The 16,412-nt window shown below is 60.4% G+C and carries 12 protein-coding genes; 8 read left to right on the top strand and 4 right to left on the bottom strand.

Annotation, left to right across the window (positions count from 1 at the left end):
* Positions 1–118 precede the first annotated feature (118 nt).
* On the top strand, positions 119–1,468 hold the full coding sequence (locus VGO04_RS27980) for a lipopolysaccharide biosynthesis protein (RefSeq protein WP_327499236.1): 1,350 nt from the start codon (positions 119–121) through the stop codon (positions 1,466–1,468).
* A gap of 382 nt (positions 1,469–1,850) precedes the next feature.
* Here the strand turns inward: VGO04_RS27980 and VGO04_RS27975 are convergent, their stop codons facing one another.
* Positions 1,851–4,031: a GumC family protein gene (locus tag VGO04_RS27975; RefSeq protein ID WP_327499235.1), complete on the bottom strand. Its 2,181-nt coding sequence runs from the start codon at positions 4,029–4,031 to the stop codon at positions 1,851–1,853.
* A 232-nt stretch (positions 4,032–4,263) separates the two neighbouring features.
* Positions 4,264–5,706, bottom strand: a complete 1,443-nt coding sequence (locus tag VGO04_RS27970) for a hypothetical protein (protein WP_327499234.1) — start codon at positions 5,704–5,706, stop codon at positions 4,264–4,266.
* Between the two features lie 285 nt (positions 5,707–5,991).
* Here VGO04_RS27970 and VGO04_RS27965 point away from each other — a divergent pair, with 285 nt between their 5' ends.
* Both VGO04_RS27965 and VGO04_RS27960 read left to right on the top strand, forming a co-directional pair.
* A complete protein-coding gene (locus VGO04_RS27965; protein ID WP_327499233.1) occupies positions 5,992–7,191 on the top strand; it encodes a glycosyltransferase family 4 protein in 1,200 nt (399 codons plus the stop codon).
* Between the two features lie 39 nt (positions 7,192–7,230).
* Positions 7,231–8,079: a sulfotransferase gene (locus VGO04_RS27960; protein WP_327499232.1), complete on the top strand. Its 849-nt coding sequence runs from the start codon at positions 7,231–7,233 to the stop codon at positions 8,077–8,079.
* A gap of 3 nt (positions 8,080–8,082) precedes the next feature.
* Here VGO04_RS27960 and VGO04_RS27955 read toward each other — a convergent pair whose 3' ends face one another.
* Both VGO04_RS27955 and VGO04_RS27950 read right to left on the bottom strand, forming a co-directional pair.
* Positions 8,083–9,294 carry a TCR/Tet family MFS transporter gene (locus VGO04_RS27955; RefSeq protein WP_327499231.1) on the bottom strand — a complete coding sequence of 404 codons (1,212 nt, stop codon included), beginning with the start codon at positions 9,292–9,294 and terminating at the stop codon, positions 8,083–8,085.
* A gap of 378 nt (positions 9,295–9,672) precedes the next feature.
* On the bottom strand, positions 9,673–10,314 hold the full coding sequence (locus VGO04_RS27950) for a TetR/AcrR family transcriptional regulator (RefSeq protein ID WP_327499230.1): 642 nt from the start codon (positions 10,312–10,314) through the stop codon (positions 9,673–9,675).
* A 272-nt stretch (positions 10,315–10,586) separates the two neighbouring features.
* On the opposite strand from VGO04_RS27950, the gene VGO04_RS27945 reads away from it, so the two are divergent.
* From VGO04_RS27945 to VGO04_RS27925, 5 genes are all read left to right on the top strand, one after another.
* The gene (locus VGO04_RS27945) at positions 10,587–11,150 is read left to right on the top strand and encodes a TRAP transporter small permease (protein ID WP_327499229.1); all 564 of its coding nucleotides are present in this window, start codon (positions 10,587–10,589) and stop codon (positions 11,148–11,150) included.
* 10 nt (positions 11,151–11,160) lie between these two features.
* Positions 11,161–12,441: a TRAP transporter large permease subunit gene (locus tag VGO04_RS27940; RefSeq protein ID WP_327499228.1), complete on the top strand. Its 1,281-nt coding sequence runs from the start codon at positions 11,161–11,163 to the stop codon at positions 12,439–12,441.
* Positions 12,442–12,512: 71 nt separating this feature from the next.
* Positions 12,513–13,529: a TRAP transporter substrate-binding protein gene (locus VGO04_RS27935; RefSeq protein ID WP_327499227.1), complete on the top strand. Its 1,017-nt coding sequence runs from the start codon at positions 12,513–12,515 to the stop codon at positions 13,527–13,529.
* A 64-nt stretch (positions 13,530–13,593) separates the two neighbouring features.
* Positions 13,594–14,454 carry a shikimate dehydrogenase gene (locus VGO04_RS27930; protein ID WP_327499226.1) on the top strand — a complete coding sequence of 287 codons (861 nt, stop codon included), beginning with the start codon at positions 13,594–13,596 and terminating at the stop codon, positions 14,452–14,454.
* Positions 14,455–14,483: 29 nt separating this feature from the next.
* Positions 14,484–16,373, top strand: coding sequence for a bifunctional sugar phosphate isomerase/epimerase/4-hydroxyphenylpyruvate dioxygenase family protein (locus VGO04_RS27925; protein WP_327499225.1), 1,890 nt, complete (start codon positions 14,484–14,486; stop codon positions 16,371–16,373).
* The last annotated feature ends 39 nt before the right edge of the window (positions 16,374–16,412 follow it).

Genomic DNA, 16,412 nt, shown 5'->3' with positions numbered 1-16,412 from the left:
ATTAAATTTCTTCAGAAACTGAAAGCAACCCTCGCTTACGAGCGAGAACTTTAGAAACATATCAGACATTCTTCCATGAAACAGATGTGATTGCAACCTCGAAGCAGGATGTAATTTTGTGATATTATTGGAATCACTACTGAAAAAGACAAGAAAGTATCGCTCCGCCTGGCACGCCGAAACGGACCTCCACGGGCGGCTCAAGAATATAGCCCACCTACTGACCGGCAACTTCGCAAGCGCCTTCATCGGCCTGGCTGGCTTTGCCCTGACGGCGCGTGCGCTCGGTCCGGCCGACTACGGCCTCCTGGCACTGTCCTTTGCCTACACGCGCGGAATAGAGCGTTTCGTCAGTTTCCGCTCCTGGCAGCCACTCATCAAATACGGAGCGAAGGCCTTAAGCGCCGGTGATACGGATGACCTCAAGGCGCTGTTCAAGTTCGGCCTGTTGATCGACCTCACCACCGCGTTCGCCGGATGGGGGCTGGCGGTCGCGATCGTGCTTCTCGCCGGACCGCTTTTCGGCATTTCGCAAGAGATGAGCCGCTTTGTGCTCATCTACTGTGCGGTCCTGCCGTTCCAGGTGACCGGCATGCCGACGGCCGTCATGCGCCTTTATGGACGTTTCAAGATCGTCGCCTACGGCCAGGTGGCTGCGAGCATTCTGAGGGCACTTCTATGCCTCGCCGGCGTCTATCTTGGCTGGGGGCTGTTCGAGTTCATGCTGCTCTGGATGGCCTCGCAAATCTGCAGCAGCTTGAACAGAACAATCTGGGCTTTTCGAGAGATGCGCAAGCAAGGGTTGCGCGGTGTCATGTGGGCGCCGCTCGGCGACATACGCTCCCGCTTTCCCGGCTTCTGGAGCTTTTCCCTTTCGACCAACCTGGCCCTGATCATTCAGGCCTGCGCATTCGAATTCGACACACTCCTTGTCGGTTACCTCGCCGATCCGGGTTCAGCGGGCCTCTACCATATCGCCAAACGCGTGGCCAAGATCGCGCAGCAGGCCGGCGAGCAGGTTCAGGCGGTGCTCTATCCGGATCTGTCTCGCGTCTGGGCAACACAGGACACGTCGGAATTCAGAAAAACGGTCAGCCAGACCGGGTGGCTGTTGTTTGTCTTCGGGATCTGCGCCTTGATCACAGCGCACCTGACGATCGAATGGGTGCTGCGCGTGACGGCAGGCCCCGGCTTCGAAGCCGCCGCCCCGTTGGTGATGGTACAATTCGTCGCCGTCATCATGTTCCTGTGCGGCCGGACCCTCTATTCGGCACTGCTCGCCATGGGCCACGAAAAGATCCTGCTGCAAAGCGCGTTCTTTGGCGGCATTCTTTTCTGCGTCACCGCAGTCCTTCTTATCCCACGCGTTGGCGCTGTGGGTGCAAATGTGGCGCATATCGTGATGTCGGGCGTCTGGTACGTCCAGATGGCGGTGGCCTATCGCCGGAAACTGGCCGACAAACAATGAAGGCGGGCAACGGCTAACTTCAGCTACCGCGAACAGCGTCCGTGTCGCCGTCGTCTCGTTCGCCGCGCTTAAGGCAACGCTTGTTGTGAAGCCAACAGTGCAGGCAAACAAACAAGAATTCATCCAATGCGCAACCGCTTTTTCGGTCCCATCGAAGCCGGCGGCAGTGCGACTGGCTCGCGGCGTTTCGGGTGTGCAGGCGTCCGCATTTGCACCGTCTTGATGCGTTGATCCCGTCATTATTTCGGTGAAACAATGACGGGATCAAACAGACACCAGATAGCGGGGATCCAGATAGCCGGAACAAGTGGCGCAACAGGCTTGCGATTCAAGGTTGCCTGCGCCGCGATCCGGCGCAAGATCGCCGCAAAATCCGCGACGTCTACTCCGACCTGTCGCAATAGTTCATGACACTGCCGAGGATGACGGCGTGGTTCAAGGACAGTCGTTGCTGGACATTGGCGAGTTGGCGGTCGGTCGTGCCGCCGGAGCTGCATACCAGAATGACGGAATCGACGTGCGAAGCCAGCCAGATCACGCCCTCGTTCTCTTCAACCGCAGGCGCATCGACAATGATAAGGTCGTAGCTATCACGCAGTTCGGCGCAAAGAACGTCGAGGTTCATCAATCCAGGCCGCACCGAAATAAACTCGAGGAAGGGATAGGCCGGCGACGCGCAGATCCGGCTCTTGATATCGATCTTGCCTTCGAGCGGCGCGGTAATCGCACTGTCCTTGGTGTTGGCGCCGGCGATGTTCGGCGCACTTTGCGCGGACATGTCGAGGTCGATCACGATCGGACGCAATCCGTCAATTTTCGCCATCGTGGCCATCCCAAGCGCGACCGTCGTCTTGCCGTCACCAAGCGCTGGCGAACACAGCATCACCACCTTGCCGCCCGCCTCGTGGTCGATCGTCAGCCAGGCCATGCAGAGCGTCCGCATGGCCGTGGCCGCCGGCGATTCCGGATTGTTGAGCATGTAGTGATAAAATGCCGACGAGTTCCGCAAACGCTTGCGCATATCGGGAACGCTGGCAAGGTTTGGACGATTGAGCAGGTGCTCGGCATCACGCGGCAGATACAGCCTGCTTTCCAGCGCGTCCGAGATGATGACGCCGACCACCGCCAGAAGGACCGCCCCGATGCTGCCGGCCACAATCACCAGCGTGTTGTTGGGGAATGTTGGCTTCGTCGGCACTTCCGCATAGGACGCGATCCTTGCCGTCGGCTTATACTCACCGCGCTCAGGATTGAGAGCGCCAAGCCGCAGCACGATCTGATCGTAGACCGCCTGCTCCGACTGCAGGTCGCGCGCAAGTTCCCGCCGGCGAATTTCGGCAAGATTCCGGCCCTGGACCTTGTCCTGCAGCGCGCTCAGTTCGCTTTGGAATTTCTCGGCCCGCACCGTCGCAACCTTGGCGTTGTTGGCCAGTTCCTGCACAAGGCGCTGCGCCTCGTTTCCGATCATGGCGCGCACGGAGACCAGTTCCGTGGTCGCATCGAGGACAAGCGGATGGTTCTTGCCGAACTTGGCGCCGAGTTGCGCACGCGTGCGCTCAAGGCGCGCCTCTTCGGCACGCAACTGATCAAGCTGCGTCGAAGTCAGAGCACTGCCGGCGATCTCCTTGCCATCGGACGACACCAGTGTCTTGGCCTCGTTGTATTTTGCAACAGCCCCTGCCTCCTCGACACGCAAGCCCACATACTGTTCGTTCAGCTGCAGCATCCGTGCCCGCAGCACGTCATCCTGCGGATCGAAGGTAAGGTCGCTGTCGCGGGCAAAGGCGGCGATATCCCGTTCCATGCCGGCGATCCTGGTGGCGCTGCTTGCCATTTCACCGCGCAGGTAGGCGACCGTATTGTTCGTCGCCTCTTCGGTCGTCTTCGCCGTCCAGGCAAGATATTGCTCTGCGATAGCGTCGGAAATCGTGGCCGCCTTCAGCGGATTTGATTGTTCGACACGGATCGTCAAGGCCAAGCTCTCGCCGGTGCGGGTGACCGTGTAGGAACTCAAGAGCATCGATATGGCGCGGTTGCGCTGGACGTTTTCCGAAATGAGCCGTTCCTTCTGGACGCGGGTGTCCGGTCCACCGAAAACGAACTCGTAAATGTTGGCAAAAAACGCCTGCAGGAACGTCTCGTGCTCGCTGCGAACCTTGGGAAGATAGGTGTTGAAATCCGGATCATTGACAAGGTTGAGGGCATCGACGACGACGCCGACGAAGACACGGGACCGGATAACGTCCAGTTCCGTTTCCATCACCGACCGATCGCGCTCGAGCTTGCGCAACTCAACCTGCGCCTCGTAAGGCCGAACGTCGTTGCGGTCGAAGACGATTGCGGAGGCCGCGGTGTAAACGCGCGGCAGGAGCGCAGCTGCCAGAAGGGTGGCCAGCAGCGCCACTCCGAGCAATGAGAAGAAGGTCAGTCGATACCGTCGGAAGAGCTCCAACAGGTCGCGGACGCCATATCCGCGCGGCGTCACTCGCGCCTCTCGATACTGAACCGCAGCTGCCTGCCCGCGCCCGGCGGGCGTTTCGACTTTGCGATCAATGGTCAGCATGAGACCCCTAACGTATATTTTTGATAGAAAAACTTGACTTCAAAGAATTACAAGACACAAACGAACACGCGCACTGCGAAGCGACAGGCAGCGCTGCGCGGATAAAAGGTTCACAAGGAAATAACATTCAAATTTAGAAAACTATATTATACGAAGCCTGCAAGAGCAATAGAGCCTTTTCACCTGCCGCCACCTCAACACAGCGAACCGCCGACGGATGTCGTATCGCCATCTAGTTCGGGTAACGACCGGCGACCCGTTCCTGCGACAGCCACTCCATGAATTGGTCGAACCTCGTGCCACCGCCCACTGATGCGGGTTCCCAGGCATCATTCAAACCGACGACGCCACCAAACTTTTCTTCCACGCTGTCGGCCATGCCGTCACCGTCTTCGTCGATATAGGCACTGGCTCCCTGGATGCGAGGGATCTCGCCGGGCGCTATCACCATTCGTCCTGCTCCACGCTCGCCCTGCTCACCCATGTCCTTTATCCAGCGGACATCGAGCTCGTCGCGCGGAAATGCACCGGACTGACTACGCACCTGGTCATAGGCGTCACCGGCGGCGATGACCGTATCGACCGCAAGCGGGCACGGCGGACGCGTCACGACGAACTGCGCCGTACCGGGCGACAACAGCTGCAGCGACTTTGGCGGAGGCGCCCACAACTCGTTGCCGCTTTCATAGATTTGCGGCTCGCCGGCACTTTTGACGTTCTGCCATTTGATCGCATAGGTCTTCTCGACCGTGCTCGGTCCCGCCTTGAAATAATTGCCGACATAAGAAATCGGCGTACCTCCCGGATATTGTGAAAACACCTCTCCCCATTCGGATCGCGCGTTGAAGAACACGTTGTTTATGATCTCGATGCAGGACCGACCGTAGTGGTTGTTGTCGGGGTTCCGGTCGTTGTTGGAGATGCAGGCGTTTCGCCAGAAGGTGATGTTTTGCGGAAGCCTGGGGTCAGCACCGAGCAACGTGCATTTGCTGTGCTTGTTGAGGCCCTCGGCAAAAATCGAGTTCGCGATGGTGATGTCGGTGGTGTTCGAATAGGTGCTGACATTCTCATCCGTCGCCCACGACATGGACGTGTGATCGAAATAGACCCGCTTGCTGTTCTCAATCACCGCAGCATGGACGTTCTTGATCGAGTTGGGCAGCCGCGGTCGAATGCGCAGATGCCGGACAATGACATCATAGGTCTGCTTGGCGACCAGCGGCGTATGCCGCAACTCGTCGTTCTTCTCGTCGATGGTCAGCAATATCCCGCCGCCCGGCGCCGTTTGCCCCAGGATCGAAACCGAGTGATTTTCCTCACCGATGATAAGCGAGGACTTGAGGCGGATCACCCCCGACACCCGGAACACGCAGTTTCTGGGGCCGGTCGCCTCGATGCACTCGCGCAACGTGCCGGGACCTGCATCGTCGAGACTTGTCACCGGGATAATGCGACCGCCGCGGCCGCCTTGAGCCATCTTTCCGTGGCCCTCGGCACCGGGAAACGCGACTGTCTCCTCTTCCGCCGCCAAAGGCACAGCGCCACAAAAGGCTGCAAGTAAGGCAAGCACGCACGCCGCCTGAAATGAAGCGTTTCTGCGTCTTGCAGATCGAGAGAAACACCGATTGCCCGCAGGCTCGGCTGCCTGCGTTATGCGCTGCCCAATGCGCAGCATAAAACTCTTTACACGCATACGTCACTCCCAAAGCCTTTTGGCGAGGCCTCGCTCCAGAAGCTTGCAATATTCGCGCGGGATCATTCACGCGCGCCAGATCAGTCAATAAAAGAATATCTTTTTTCTCAATTCGGCCGAAGCTTTCCACTTTTGTTATAATCCGTCAATTCGATTTGTTTCCATCACCCGAAATAGGTATATTTCTTGAGCTTGAGGCCTCTCGAAGTAACGAAAAGACGGTGCTATAGTTTTGCCATATTTAGTTTACTTTCGGGACCTCCCTTCGTGTCTCAAAAAAAAATAACGGTTGGGTTTCCATTTTCGGGCGATGATATCGGGGGGAGCCACATATCGGCGCTCAACCTCGTTTCGTCGTTTGACAGGGACCGCATCAATCCCATTGTCTTCGTGCATCACCCCCGCAAGGCCCTCTCCAAATATCTCGACGAACACAAGATCGAGTACGTTGCGATCGAGGACATCGACATTCTGTCGCCGCAGCGCGATCTTGGAAAACAATCCTTTTCGGCGCTGCGATATCCGCTCTCGATGCTGAAGATCATCAGGCTTCTGCGACGTCATCGCATCGATATCGTGCACACCAATGACGGCGCCATCCACACAACGTGGGCATTACCCACCTATCTGGCCGGCGCGAAACTCCTGTGGCACCACCGCGGGGACCCAAGGGCGAGGGCCGTCAACATGCTCGCCCCGCTTCTGGCCAAGCACGTGGTCACGGTCTCCCGATTTGCGCAACCGGCAAAGCCTCTGCTTCCGCTCGACGGGCGCCTGTCCGTGCTGCACAGCCCGTTCAAGCACCCGGACCAATTACCGGACCGTGAGGCGTGCAGACTGGCGCTGGCGCGCGAACTCGGCTTGTCCGAGGAGACACGCTTCGTCGGCTACTTCGGTCTTCTCAACGAGCGAAAGAGGCCGCTGCGGTTCGTCGAGGCGGTCGACGCCTTTCATCGCAGCAATCCCGACTTCCCGATCGCCGGCCTGCTTTTCGGGACGCCCGAACAATCAGGACCGAGGCTCGACCTCGAAACGGCCGAACACGCACGTGCGCTCGGGATCGCCGACAAGATCCATCTGATGGGATTCCGCCATCCGGTCGCGCCCTATATGTGCGGGGTCGACATTCTTCTCGTTCCGGCGATGAGCGAGCCGTTCGGAAGGACGCTGATCGAAGCGATGATGTACGGCACCCCGGTGATCGCGACGAACCATGGCGGCAACCCGGAGGCGATCGAAAACAACGTCACCGGATTTCTCGTCGAACCCGAAAAGCCCCAGGCCTTCGTCGCGCCGATGGAACTGCTGCTTAAGGACCGGAACGAGTGGCATCGCATCAGCGAGCGGGCGCGCGTCTCCACACTTGCCGCATACGGCATCAAACCGCATGTCGACGGCATCGTCAGCATCTACCAGCGCATCCTTGGACAAAAGCCGGCCGACACCGCGGCGCAGCACGCGCACTGACGTGTCACTCCTGCCCACAGTGGAAAGAAAGAGAAGGACATGCAGCTCTCGGATATCGACTTCCTGATCATCGGCGCCGCCAAGAGTGCGACCACGTGGCTGCAGCAATCGCTGCAACAGAACCCTTCCGTCTACATGCCTGACCCGGAACTCCATTTCTTCAGCCGGAACTACGAAAAAGGTGACAGCTGGTATCTTTCGCAGTTTACCCCCACGCCAGAGCAATCCATCGTCGGCGAGAAGTCAAACTCCTACCTTGACGAGCCGGAGGCTGCGGCACGGATCAAGCAGGCGTTGCCACGCGCGCGGTTGATCGCGCAGCTTAGAAACCCGGTCGATCGCGCCTATTCCGACTATTGCATGCTCTATCGCCGGGGCGAAGTTGGGAGAGACATCACCCGATACCTCGATCCACGGCAGGCGGGTGGCGGCCGTTTTCTCCTGGGCGGCCTCTATTGCCGCCAGCTTGAAACCTATCTCGACCTCTTTCCTGCCGAGAACCTGCAGGTCCTCCTCTATGAGCACATTCGCCAGGATCCCCAGTCGCATCTCGATGCGGTGAGCGACTTCCTCAAGCTACCCTCTGGCCTGAAACCCGTTGTCAACAAGGTCAAGGACAAGACCGTGCCCGTCGTGCCGCCGACGTTGCGCAGGCTGTTCGGCCCTTTGAAACCCATCGTGGCGCCGTTCCGCAACAACCCCGTGGCAAAGGGGCTGCGCTCCATGATCGCCAAAGAACTGGACTACGTGCCGCTTCCGAGCGACCTTCGCAACCGCCTGATCGAGTTTTACGGACCGGAGACGGAACGGCTGGGCGCACTGATGAAGCAGGACCTTTCAGGCTGGCTGCACGCGGCATCCGGCGGCGGGGTTCGTCCGGCGGCCTAACGCTCAAGCCCCGGCGCTTGCGGGGCCGCTCGCAAATCGCAGGCCAATGACAAGCGGCACGGCGAGCAGATAGACCGCGACGACCGACAACCAGATCGCACCCGGCCATTCCTGTCTCACGACAAAATAGAAGCTCGAAAACGCTAGCGGGCTGACGATCGACGCCAGGCTTACCGCCGACGCCAGAACACCTTGAAACTGGCCTTGCCGGCTTTCATCCACCTGTCGGGTTGCTAGCGATTGCAAGGCCGGAGCACCGATGCCGCCGAGGGCGAATATCGGCATGATCGCAAAGACCATCCAGCCGTCGGTCGCAAACGCCATGACGGTCAACCCGACGCAAGCGCAGGCGACACCGGCAAGCACGGCCCAGCGCTCGCCGAGCCATTTTACCGCGGGACCGGGGAGAAATGCCTGGGAGAGGGTCTGGCAGACGCCAAACGCGCCGAGCGAAAGACCGATCCACAAGCCGCTCCAATGAAACGTGTCGCTGCCCCAGAGCGCCCAGCACGTACCATAGGCTTCGCCGGTCGCGCTGAAGGTGATGAAAAGCATGATGATCGGCAACAGGCTCTTAGACGAAAACGCCCACTTCAAAGGCTGCAAAGGGTTGAGCACCGCCAGATCGAGTTTTGCGCGGCTGGGTTTGCGCGCTTCCGGCAGGACAAAGAACGCCAGCAGAAGATTACCGGCGTTGAGTACAGCCGCTGCGATGAAGGGCAGCCGCAGCCAAGTGTCGCCAAGGGTGCCGCCGAGAACTGGGCCAATGATGAAGCCGATACCGAACATGGCATTGAAGAGACCGAAGCGGCGGGCAAGTTTGTCCGCGGGCGATATGTCGGTGATATAGGCTGTCGCCACGGAGATGTTGGCACTCGTCAAGCCGGCGATCGCGCGACCGACGAACAACATCCAGAGATTTGAGGCGAAGGCCAGGAACAGGTAGTTGATCGCGGCGCCACCGAGCGAAATGAGCAGGACCGGTCGGCGGCCCAGGCGATCGCTGAGGGCGCCGAGCACCGGTGCGAATATGAACTGCATGAGGGCATAGAGCGCCGTCATCGTGCCGATCAAAGGCGCGACATCCTGCGTGTGACTCACCTCCTTGAGAAGCGAGGGCAGGATGGGAAAGATCAGGCCGATGCCGACGGCATCAAGGACGATTGCCGCGAAAATAACGATAAGTGGTTTGTTGGACGTCAGGGATGTGGTCATAGCACGCTCCGGTGGACGCAAGCGCATGGGGCGCCGCCGGGCGCCAAAAATGGCTCGCGATCGAGGGCTGTCGGATGATCAGCCGATTAATTTGCATTCGTTCTGGGAGACGCTGGCCGATCCGCGCGCGAATGGGCTCGGATGGCATGTGCTCGACCGCCTGGACGCCAATTCGTCCACCTGTTTACTCCGCCACTGAGCGGATCAAGGGAAGCGGTCGCTTTTCGCGACGACAATTCCATACGCCAGACCGCGGCGCGCTGCAAGGGGCGCCGTGCCAGGGGCGAGACGGCTGAGCGACCTGGAGTTCCGGGCGCGGTGATGGACGCCATTCAAGCGAAGCGATGCCGGTGGGGCAGGTTTATCTCGTCGCCAGGGTCAGGGTGCGATCAAATAGCGTATGACGGCGTCGGCGATCATGCCCTTGTGACGCGCCATCGTCTCGGCATCCGAGAGATCGCGGCGGAAGATCGTGCCGAAGGTATAGCGGTTGGATACCCTGAAAAAGCAGAAGGCGCTGATCATCATGTGGATGTCGATGGGGTCGGCCTGCCGACGGAACACGCCTTGCGCGACACCACGATCAAGAATGCCGGCAATCGTTTCGATCACCGAGACATTGAGGTCCCGGATCGCTTCCGAACGCATCATGTGCGCGGCATGGTGGATGTTTTCGATACTGACCAGGCGGACAAAATCCGGATTGGCTTCGTCGTGTTCGAAGGTCGTCGCGATCAACTGCCGAAGAGCTTCCTCCGGCGGCAGATTGCTCAAGTGCAGGTCCTCTTCGAGCGTGCGGATCTTGCGATAGGACCGTTCGAGCACGGCAAGGTAGAGGCCTTCCTTGCTGCCGAAGTAGTAGTAGATCATCCGCTTCGAGGTGCGCGTCCGCTCAGCGATCGCGTCAACGCGCGCGCCGGCGAGACCATGGGTGGAGAATTCTTCGGTTGCGACGATCAGGATGTCTTCCTGCGTTCGCTGCGGATCATTCTTCCTGCCATTTTCCGGGCGAGCTGCCATTTCCCGCGGAGACCCCTCTACTCCATTGTTTGTCAACGAGAACCTTGTTCCGAATCAACTTTCGGACGGTCGTTCCTTCTTCTCCCCCCACTCAGTCTTATTGGGCTTGACCGGTTCTTTCAAGACAGCGGCGCTTGACATTCGAACTAGTTAGTACATTTTGGAAATGCGTCCCGGAGGCTTGGAGGAGCTGCCGCGGCGCGCGTCTTTCGCAAGCCTCGTGCGCCGTCCTGATGGTAGCACTGCAGCACGCGGAAGACCGGGAGGATAAAATGATCAGGGCAGTCGATTTCTGTTTTCTCATCTTGAAGGTGGCGATGGCGCTGCTGCTCGCCGGCATGGTCGTGCTGGTCTTCGGCAACGTCGTCCTTCGCTACGCCTTCAACACCGGCATCACCGTTTCGGAGGAGCTGTCGCGCCTCTTTTTCGTGTGGCTGACCTTTCTCGGCGCGGTCGTCGCAATGCGCGAGCATGGTCATCTGGGCATGGATTCGCTTCTGCGCAGGCTGCCACCCCGGAGCGCCAGGTTCGCCGCGCTTTTAGGCCATCTGCTGATGCTGTGGGCCACCTGGCTGATGATCAGCGGCAGCTGGACCCAAACGATGATCAACCTCAACGTCTCGGCCCCTGCGACCGGAATTTCTATGGGGTTCTTCTATGGCGCCGGCCTTGCCTTCGGCATCCCTGCCCTGCTGATCATCCTCTACGATATGTTCTCAATCGCAACCGGTCGCGTCGATATCAGAACTGCCGGCTTCGTGCGTGACAGTGAAGAACTGGCCGTTCTCGACGACCATGCCGAGCCGCAGCTTGTCGCTCCGGCGACGAAGCGCTGAGGAGGACGCCATGACGGTTACCATCTTCCTCGGCGCCCTTCTCGGCCCCATGGCGCTCGGCGTCCCGATCGCCTTTGCTCTCATCATCAGCGGCGTCGCGCTCATGATGTATCTCGGTTTGTTCGACGCCCAGATCGTGGCACAGAACGTGCTCAACGGCGCCGATAGCTTTCCGCTGATGGCCGTTCCCTTCTTCATGCTCGCAGGCGAAGTGATGAACACGGGCGGCCTTTCGCGCCGTATCGTCAACCTCGCCATGGTCATGGTCGGCCATATCCGCGGCGGTCTCGGCTTCGTCGCGATCTTTGCGGCCTGCGTCCTGGCGAGCCTCTCCGGATCTGCAGTCGCAGACGCCGCTGCACTGGGGGCGTTGTTGCTGCCGATGATGCTGAAATCGGGGCATGACCCGGCCCGCGCCGGCGGTCTTTTGGCATCGGCCTCGATCATCGGCCCGATCATCCCACCCTCGATCGGCTTCATCCTCTTCGGTGTCGCCGGCGGCGTCTCGATCACCAAGCTATTTCTGGCGGGCATTTTTCCAGGCCTGATGATCGCCGCGGCACTCTGCGTCACCTGGCTGATCGTCTCGCGCAAGGAACAGTTTGCGCTGCCGCCGCGGCAAGGTCGCGCCGAGCGGCTGAAGGCGCTGGTGGACAGTGTCTGGGCCCTGCTGCTGCCGCTCATCATCGTCGTCGGCCTCAAGTTCGGCGTCTTCACGCCAACGGAAGCCGGTGTCGTCGCCGCCGGCTATTCGCTGTTCGTTTCAATGGTGGTCTATCGCGAACTACCGCCGTCGAAACTCTTCGACGTCTTCGTTTCCGCCTCCAAGATTACTGCGATCGTCATGTTCCTCGTCGCCTGCGCCGCCGTGTCTGCCTGGCTGATTACCGTGGCCGATGTGCCGGGCGACCTCGTGCGGATGCTCGAGCCGCTGATGGACAACCAGACGCTGCTGCTGCTCGCGATCATGGTGCTGGTGGTCGTCATCGGCACGGCAATGGACATGACGCCGACCATCCTGATCATGACCCCTGTCCTGATGCCGATCGTCAAGCAGGCGGGCATCGATCCGGTCTATTTCGGCGTGCTCTTCATCATCAACAACTCCATCGGCCTGATCACGCCGCCGGTCGGCACGGTGCTGAACGTCATCTGCGGTGTGTCGAAATTGAAGATGGAAGACCTGATGAAGGGCGTCATGCCTTTCCTGATCGCAGAACTGATCGTGCTGCTGCTTCTCGTCCTGTTCCCTGAGCTTGTCATGACGCCGGCTTCCTGGTTCAGCCGCTAGGCGCGCTGCATTTGAACGCAAAGAAAATTCAACCGGCCGGAGGGAGACCCGGCCCAAAACGGGAGGAAAACATGTTGAACAGACTGACGAAAATGGCCCTCGGCATCGCCCTACCGCTGGCGCTGCTGGCGGGCGGTCCGGCGGCCGCCGAGATCCGCGAGCATCAGCTGAAGTTCGCATCCGCCAACAACAAGGGTCATCCTCAGGTGACCGGGATGGAGAAGTTTGCCGAACTGGTGAAGGACAAGAGCGGCGGCAAGATCGAGATCAAGCTCTTTCCGGGCGGCGTGCTGGGCGGCGACGTCCAGACGGTCTCGGCTCTCCAGGGCGGCGTCATCGAGATGACGGTGCTGAACGCCGGCATCCTTGCCGGCAACGTCAAACAGTTCGGCGCGGTCGACCTGCCGTTTCTCTTCAACAGCGGCGAAGAGGCCGACAAGGTGATGGACGGCGCCTTCGGCACCGGCCTGATGGGGCTATTGCCGGATACCGGGCTCGTCGGCCTTGCCTATTGGGAACTCGGCTTCCGCAACCTGACCAACAACCGCCACGCGGTCACGTCGCTCGATGCCATCAAGGGCCTGAAGATCCGCACGATCCAGTCGCCGATCCCGATCGAGCTCTTCAATTCGCTCGGCGCCAACGCCGTTCCGTTGCCCTATACCGAGCTCTACACGGCGTTGGAAACCGGCACCGTCGATGGCCAGGAAAACCCGGCTGCCAACATCCTCAACGCAAAATTCTACGAAGTGCAGAAGTACATGACCGTGACCCGGCACCAGTACAATCCGCAGATCGTGCTGATCAGCAAGAAGTTCTGGGACGGCCTGAACGACGAGGAAAAGGCCGTGCTGCAGGCGGCCGCGACCGAGGCACGCGACTACCAGCGCCAGGTGTCGCGCGAGCTCGACAAGAAGGCGATCGACGAAATCAAGGCGACCGGCATGCAGGTTGACGAGCTTTCGGCCGAGGAGACCCAGAAGTTCCGCGAGGCCGTCAAGCCGATGATCGAGAAGTTCACCGCCGAGATCGGATCCGACACCGTCAATTCCCTTTTCAAGGAATTGAATGCCGTCCGCGGCAACTGACGAGCGCTGCCGCCCGCCAAAAACGCGCGGGCGGCTTTCTCACGCATCGACAAGGGCTGAGACCATGACCGAGACATTGCTCAAACCGGTAAGGGCCGGCCTGATCGGCGCCGGGATCAAGGCCTCGCTCACGCCGGCAATGCACATGCGCGAAGGTGCCGCGCAAGGGCTTTCCTACGACTACGAACTGATCGACCTCAACGAAATCGGCAAGACCAGCGCCGATCTGCCTGACCTGCTAGCCGACGCCGAAGCCCGTGGGCTTTGCGGCCTCAACATCACCCACCCCTGCAAGCAGGACATCCTGCCCTATCTTGACGCGCTCTCGCCCGAAGCGCGCGCACTTGGCGCGGTCAACACCGTTGTCCTGCGCAACGGCCAGCGTCTCGGCCACAACACCGACTGGTGGGGCTTTGCCGAAAGCTTCCAGCGCGGGTTGCCGGGAGCCGATCTCGGCTGCGCTGTTCAACTCGGCGCCGGTGGCGCGGGTGTGGCGACCGCCTATGCGATCCTGTCGCTTGGCCTTCAAACCTTAACCGTCTTCGACAGGGAACAAGAGCGGGCCGACGGGCTCGCCGCATCCCTGTCTGCCCTCTTCCCGAAGGCCGACATTCGCGCCGGCGTTGACCTTGAGGCCGCGATGCGTGACGCCGTCGGACTGATCCACGCGACACCGACAGGCATGGCGAAATATCCAGGGCTGCCCCTGCCGATCAACCTGCTGCAAGCCCGCCACTGGGTGGCCGAGATCGTCTATTTCCCGCTCGAAACCGAGCTCTTGAAGACAGCGCGTGCGCGCGGCTGTCGGACGCTCGACGGGGGTGGCATGGCCGTGTTCCAGGCCGTGGGCGCCTTCCAGCTTTTCACCGGCCGCGAACCGGATGTCGACCGCATGCTTGCCCATTTCCAGGCGCTGACCGCCTGAGCCTTCAACGCAAACGGAAGGGACGAAACATGAAGACCTCGATCGCCACCGTTTCCTTGAGCGGCGACCTGCGCGACAAGCTGGACGCGATCGCCAAAGCCGGCTTCGACGGCGTCGAGATCTTCGAAAACGATTTTCTCGTCTTCGACGAGAGCCCGCGACAGGTCGGCCGCATGGTGCGCGACCACGGGCTGGAAATCACGCTGTTTCAGCCGTTTCGTGATTTCGAGGGGATGCCCGAGCCGTTGCGCAGCCGCACCTTCGACCGCGCCGAGCGGAAGTTCGACCTCATGCAGGAGCTGGGCACCGACCTGGTTCTCGTCTGCTCAAACGTTTCGAGCGCCGCTCTCGGGGGCATCGACCGGGCGGCGGCCGACTTTCACGAGCTCGGCGAACGGGCCGCCCGCCGCGCATTGCGCGTCGGCTACGAGGCGCTGGCCTGGGGACGCCACATCCACGACCACCGCGACGCCTGGGAAATCGTGCGCCGGGCCGATCATCCGAACGTCGGGCTCATCCTCGACAGCTTTCACACGCTGTCGCGCCGGATCGACGTCAACTCGATCCGCTCCATCCCGAAGGAGAAGATCTTCATCATACAGCTCGCGGACGCGCCGCTGATCGACATGGATCTGCTCTACTGGAGCCGCCACTTCCGCAACATGCCCGGCGAAGGCGACCTGCCCGTGTTCGATTTTATGGCGGCGGTCGCGGCGACCGGCTATGACGGCTATCTGTCATTGGAAATTTTCAACGACCAGTTTCGCGGCGGTTCCCCCTCCGCAATCGCTGTCGACGGGCGGCGCTCGCTTATCTATCTCGGCGATCAGGTGAAGCGCGCGCTGCCCGAGAGCGCTATCGGCGTGCCCGAAATGCCGCAGCGCAGCGCCGTCGAAGGCGTTGCCTTTATCGAGTTCGCGGTCGATGCGAGCGAGGCGACAGGCCTTGTAGCGCTCGTTGAAACCCTCGGCTTCCGAAAAACCGCGAAGCATAAGACAAAGGAGGTCGCCGTGTTCAAACAAGGCGACGTTCGGCTCGTCGTCAACACCGACGAACGGGGTTTTGCCGGATCCTCCTATCTCGTCCACGGCACGTCTGCCTATGCCATGGGCCTCAAGGTTGACGACGCGCAGGCGGCGTTGGCTCGCGCGGTCGCGCTCGGCGCGGAACCCTTCCAACAGCCGCTCGACCCGGGCGAGATCGAGATGCCGGCCGTTCGCGGCGTCGGCGGCGGCATCGTCTATTTTCTCGATGACAGGAGCGCGCTTGCGGATATCTGGGCGGTCGAGTTCGATCCCGTCGACAGCGCTGAGGCGCAGCGCCCCGCCGGTCTCGTCGCCGTCGATCATCTGGCGCAAACGATGAACTATGACGAGTTGCTGACCTGGCTGCTGTTCTACACCTCGATCTTTGAGGCGGAGAAGACGCCGGTGGTCGACATCATCGATCCCTCGGGCGTCGTGCGCAGCCAGGTTGTGGAGAACGGGCAAGGCACGCTGCGCATCACGATGAACGGTGCGGAGAACCGCAACACGCTCGCCGGTCGCTTCATCGCCGAGACCTTCGGCTCCGGCATCCAGCACATCGCCTTTCGAACCGACGACATTTTCGCCACCGCCGAGGCCCTGAAGAGAAACGGTTTTGTCTCGCTCGCGATCTCGCCCAACTACTACGACGACCTCGAGGCCCGTTTCGGCCTTGACGCTACACTGTGCGAACGACTGAGGCGCAACAACATCCTCTACGACCGCGACGAGGCCGGCGAATACTTCCAGCTCTACAGCCCGACCTACGGCGAAGGCTTCTTCTTCGAGATCGTCGAACGGCGCGGCTACAAGGGCTATGGCGCAGCCAACGCCATCTTCCGCATCGCCGCGCTCAGAAAGCACCTTCGTCCGCAAGGAATGCCGGCGATCTAGATCATTTCATTGTTTCGTCGAAACAGTGAAATGATCTAA

The organism is Ensifer sp., assembly GCF_035999185.1.
Taxonomy (GTDB): Bacteria; Pseudomonadota; Alphaproteobacteria; order Rhizobiales; family Rhizobiaceae; genus Ensifer.
The sequence above is the reverse complement of the archived record's forward strand: the minus strand, read 5'-3'. Positions and strand labels throughout refer to the sequence as shown.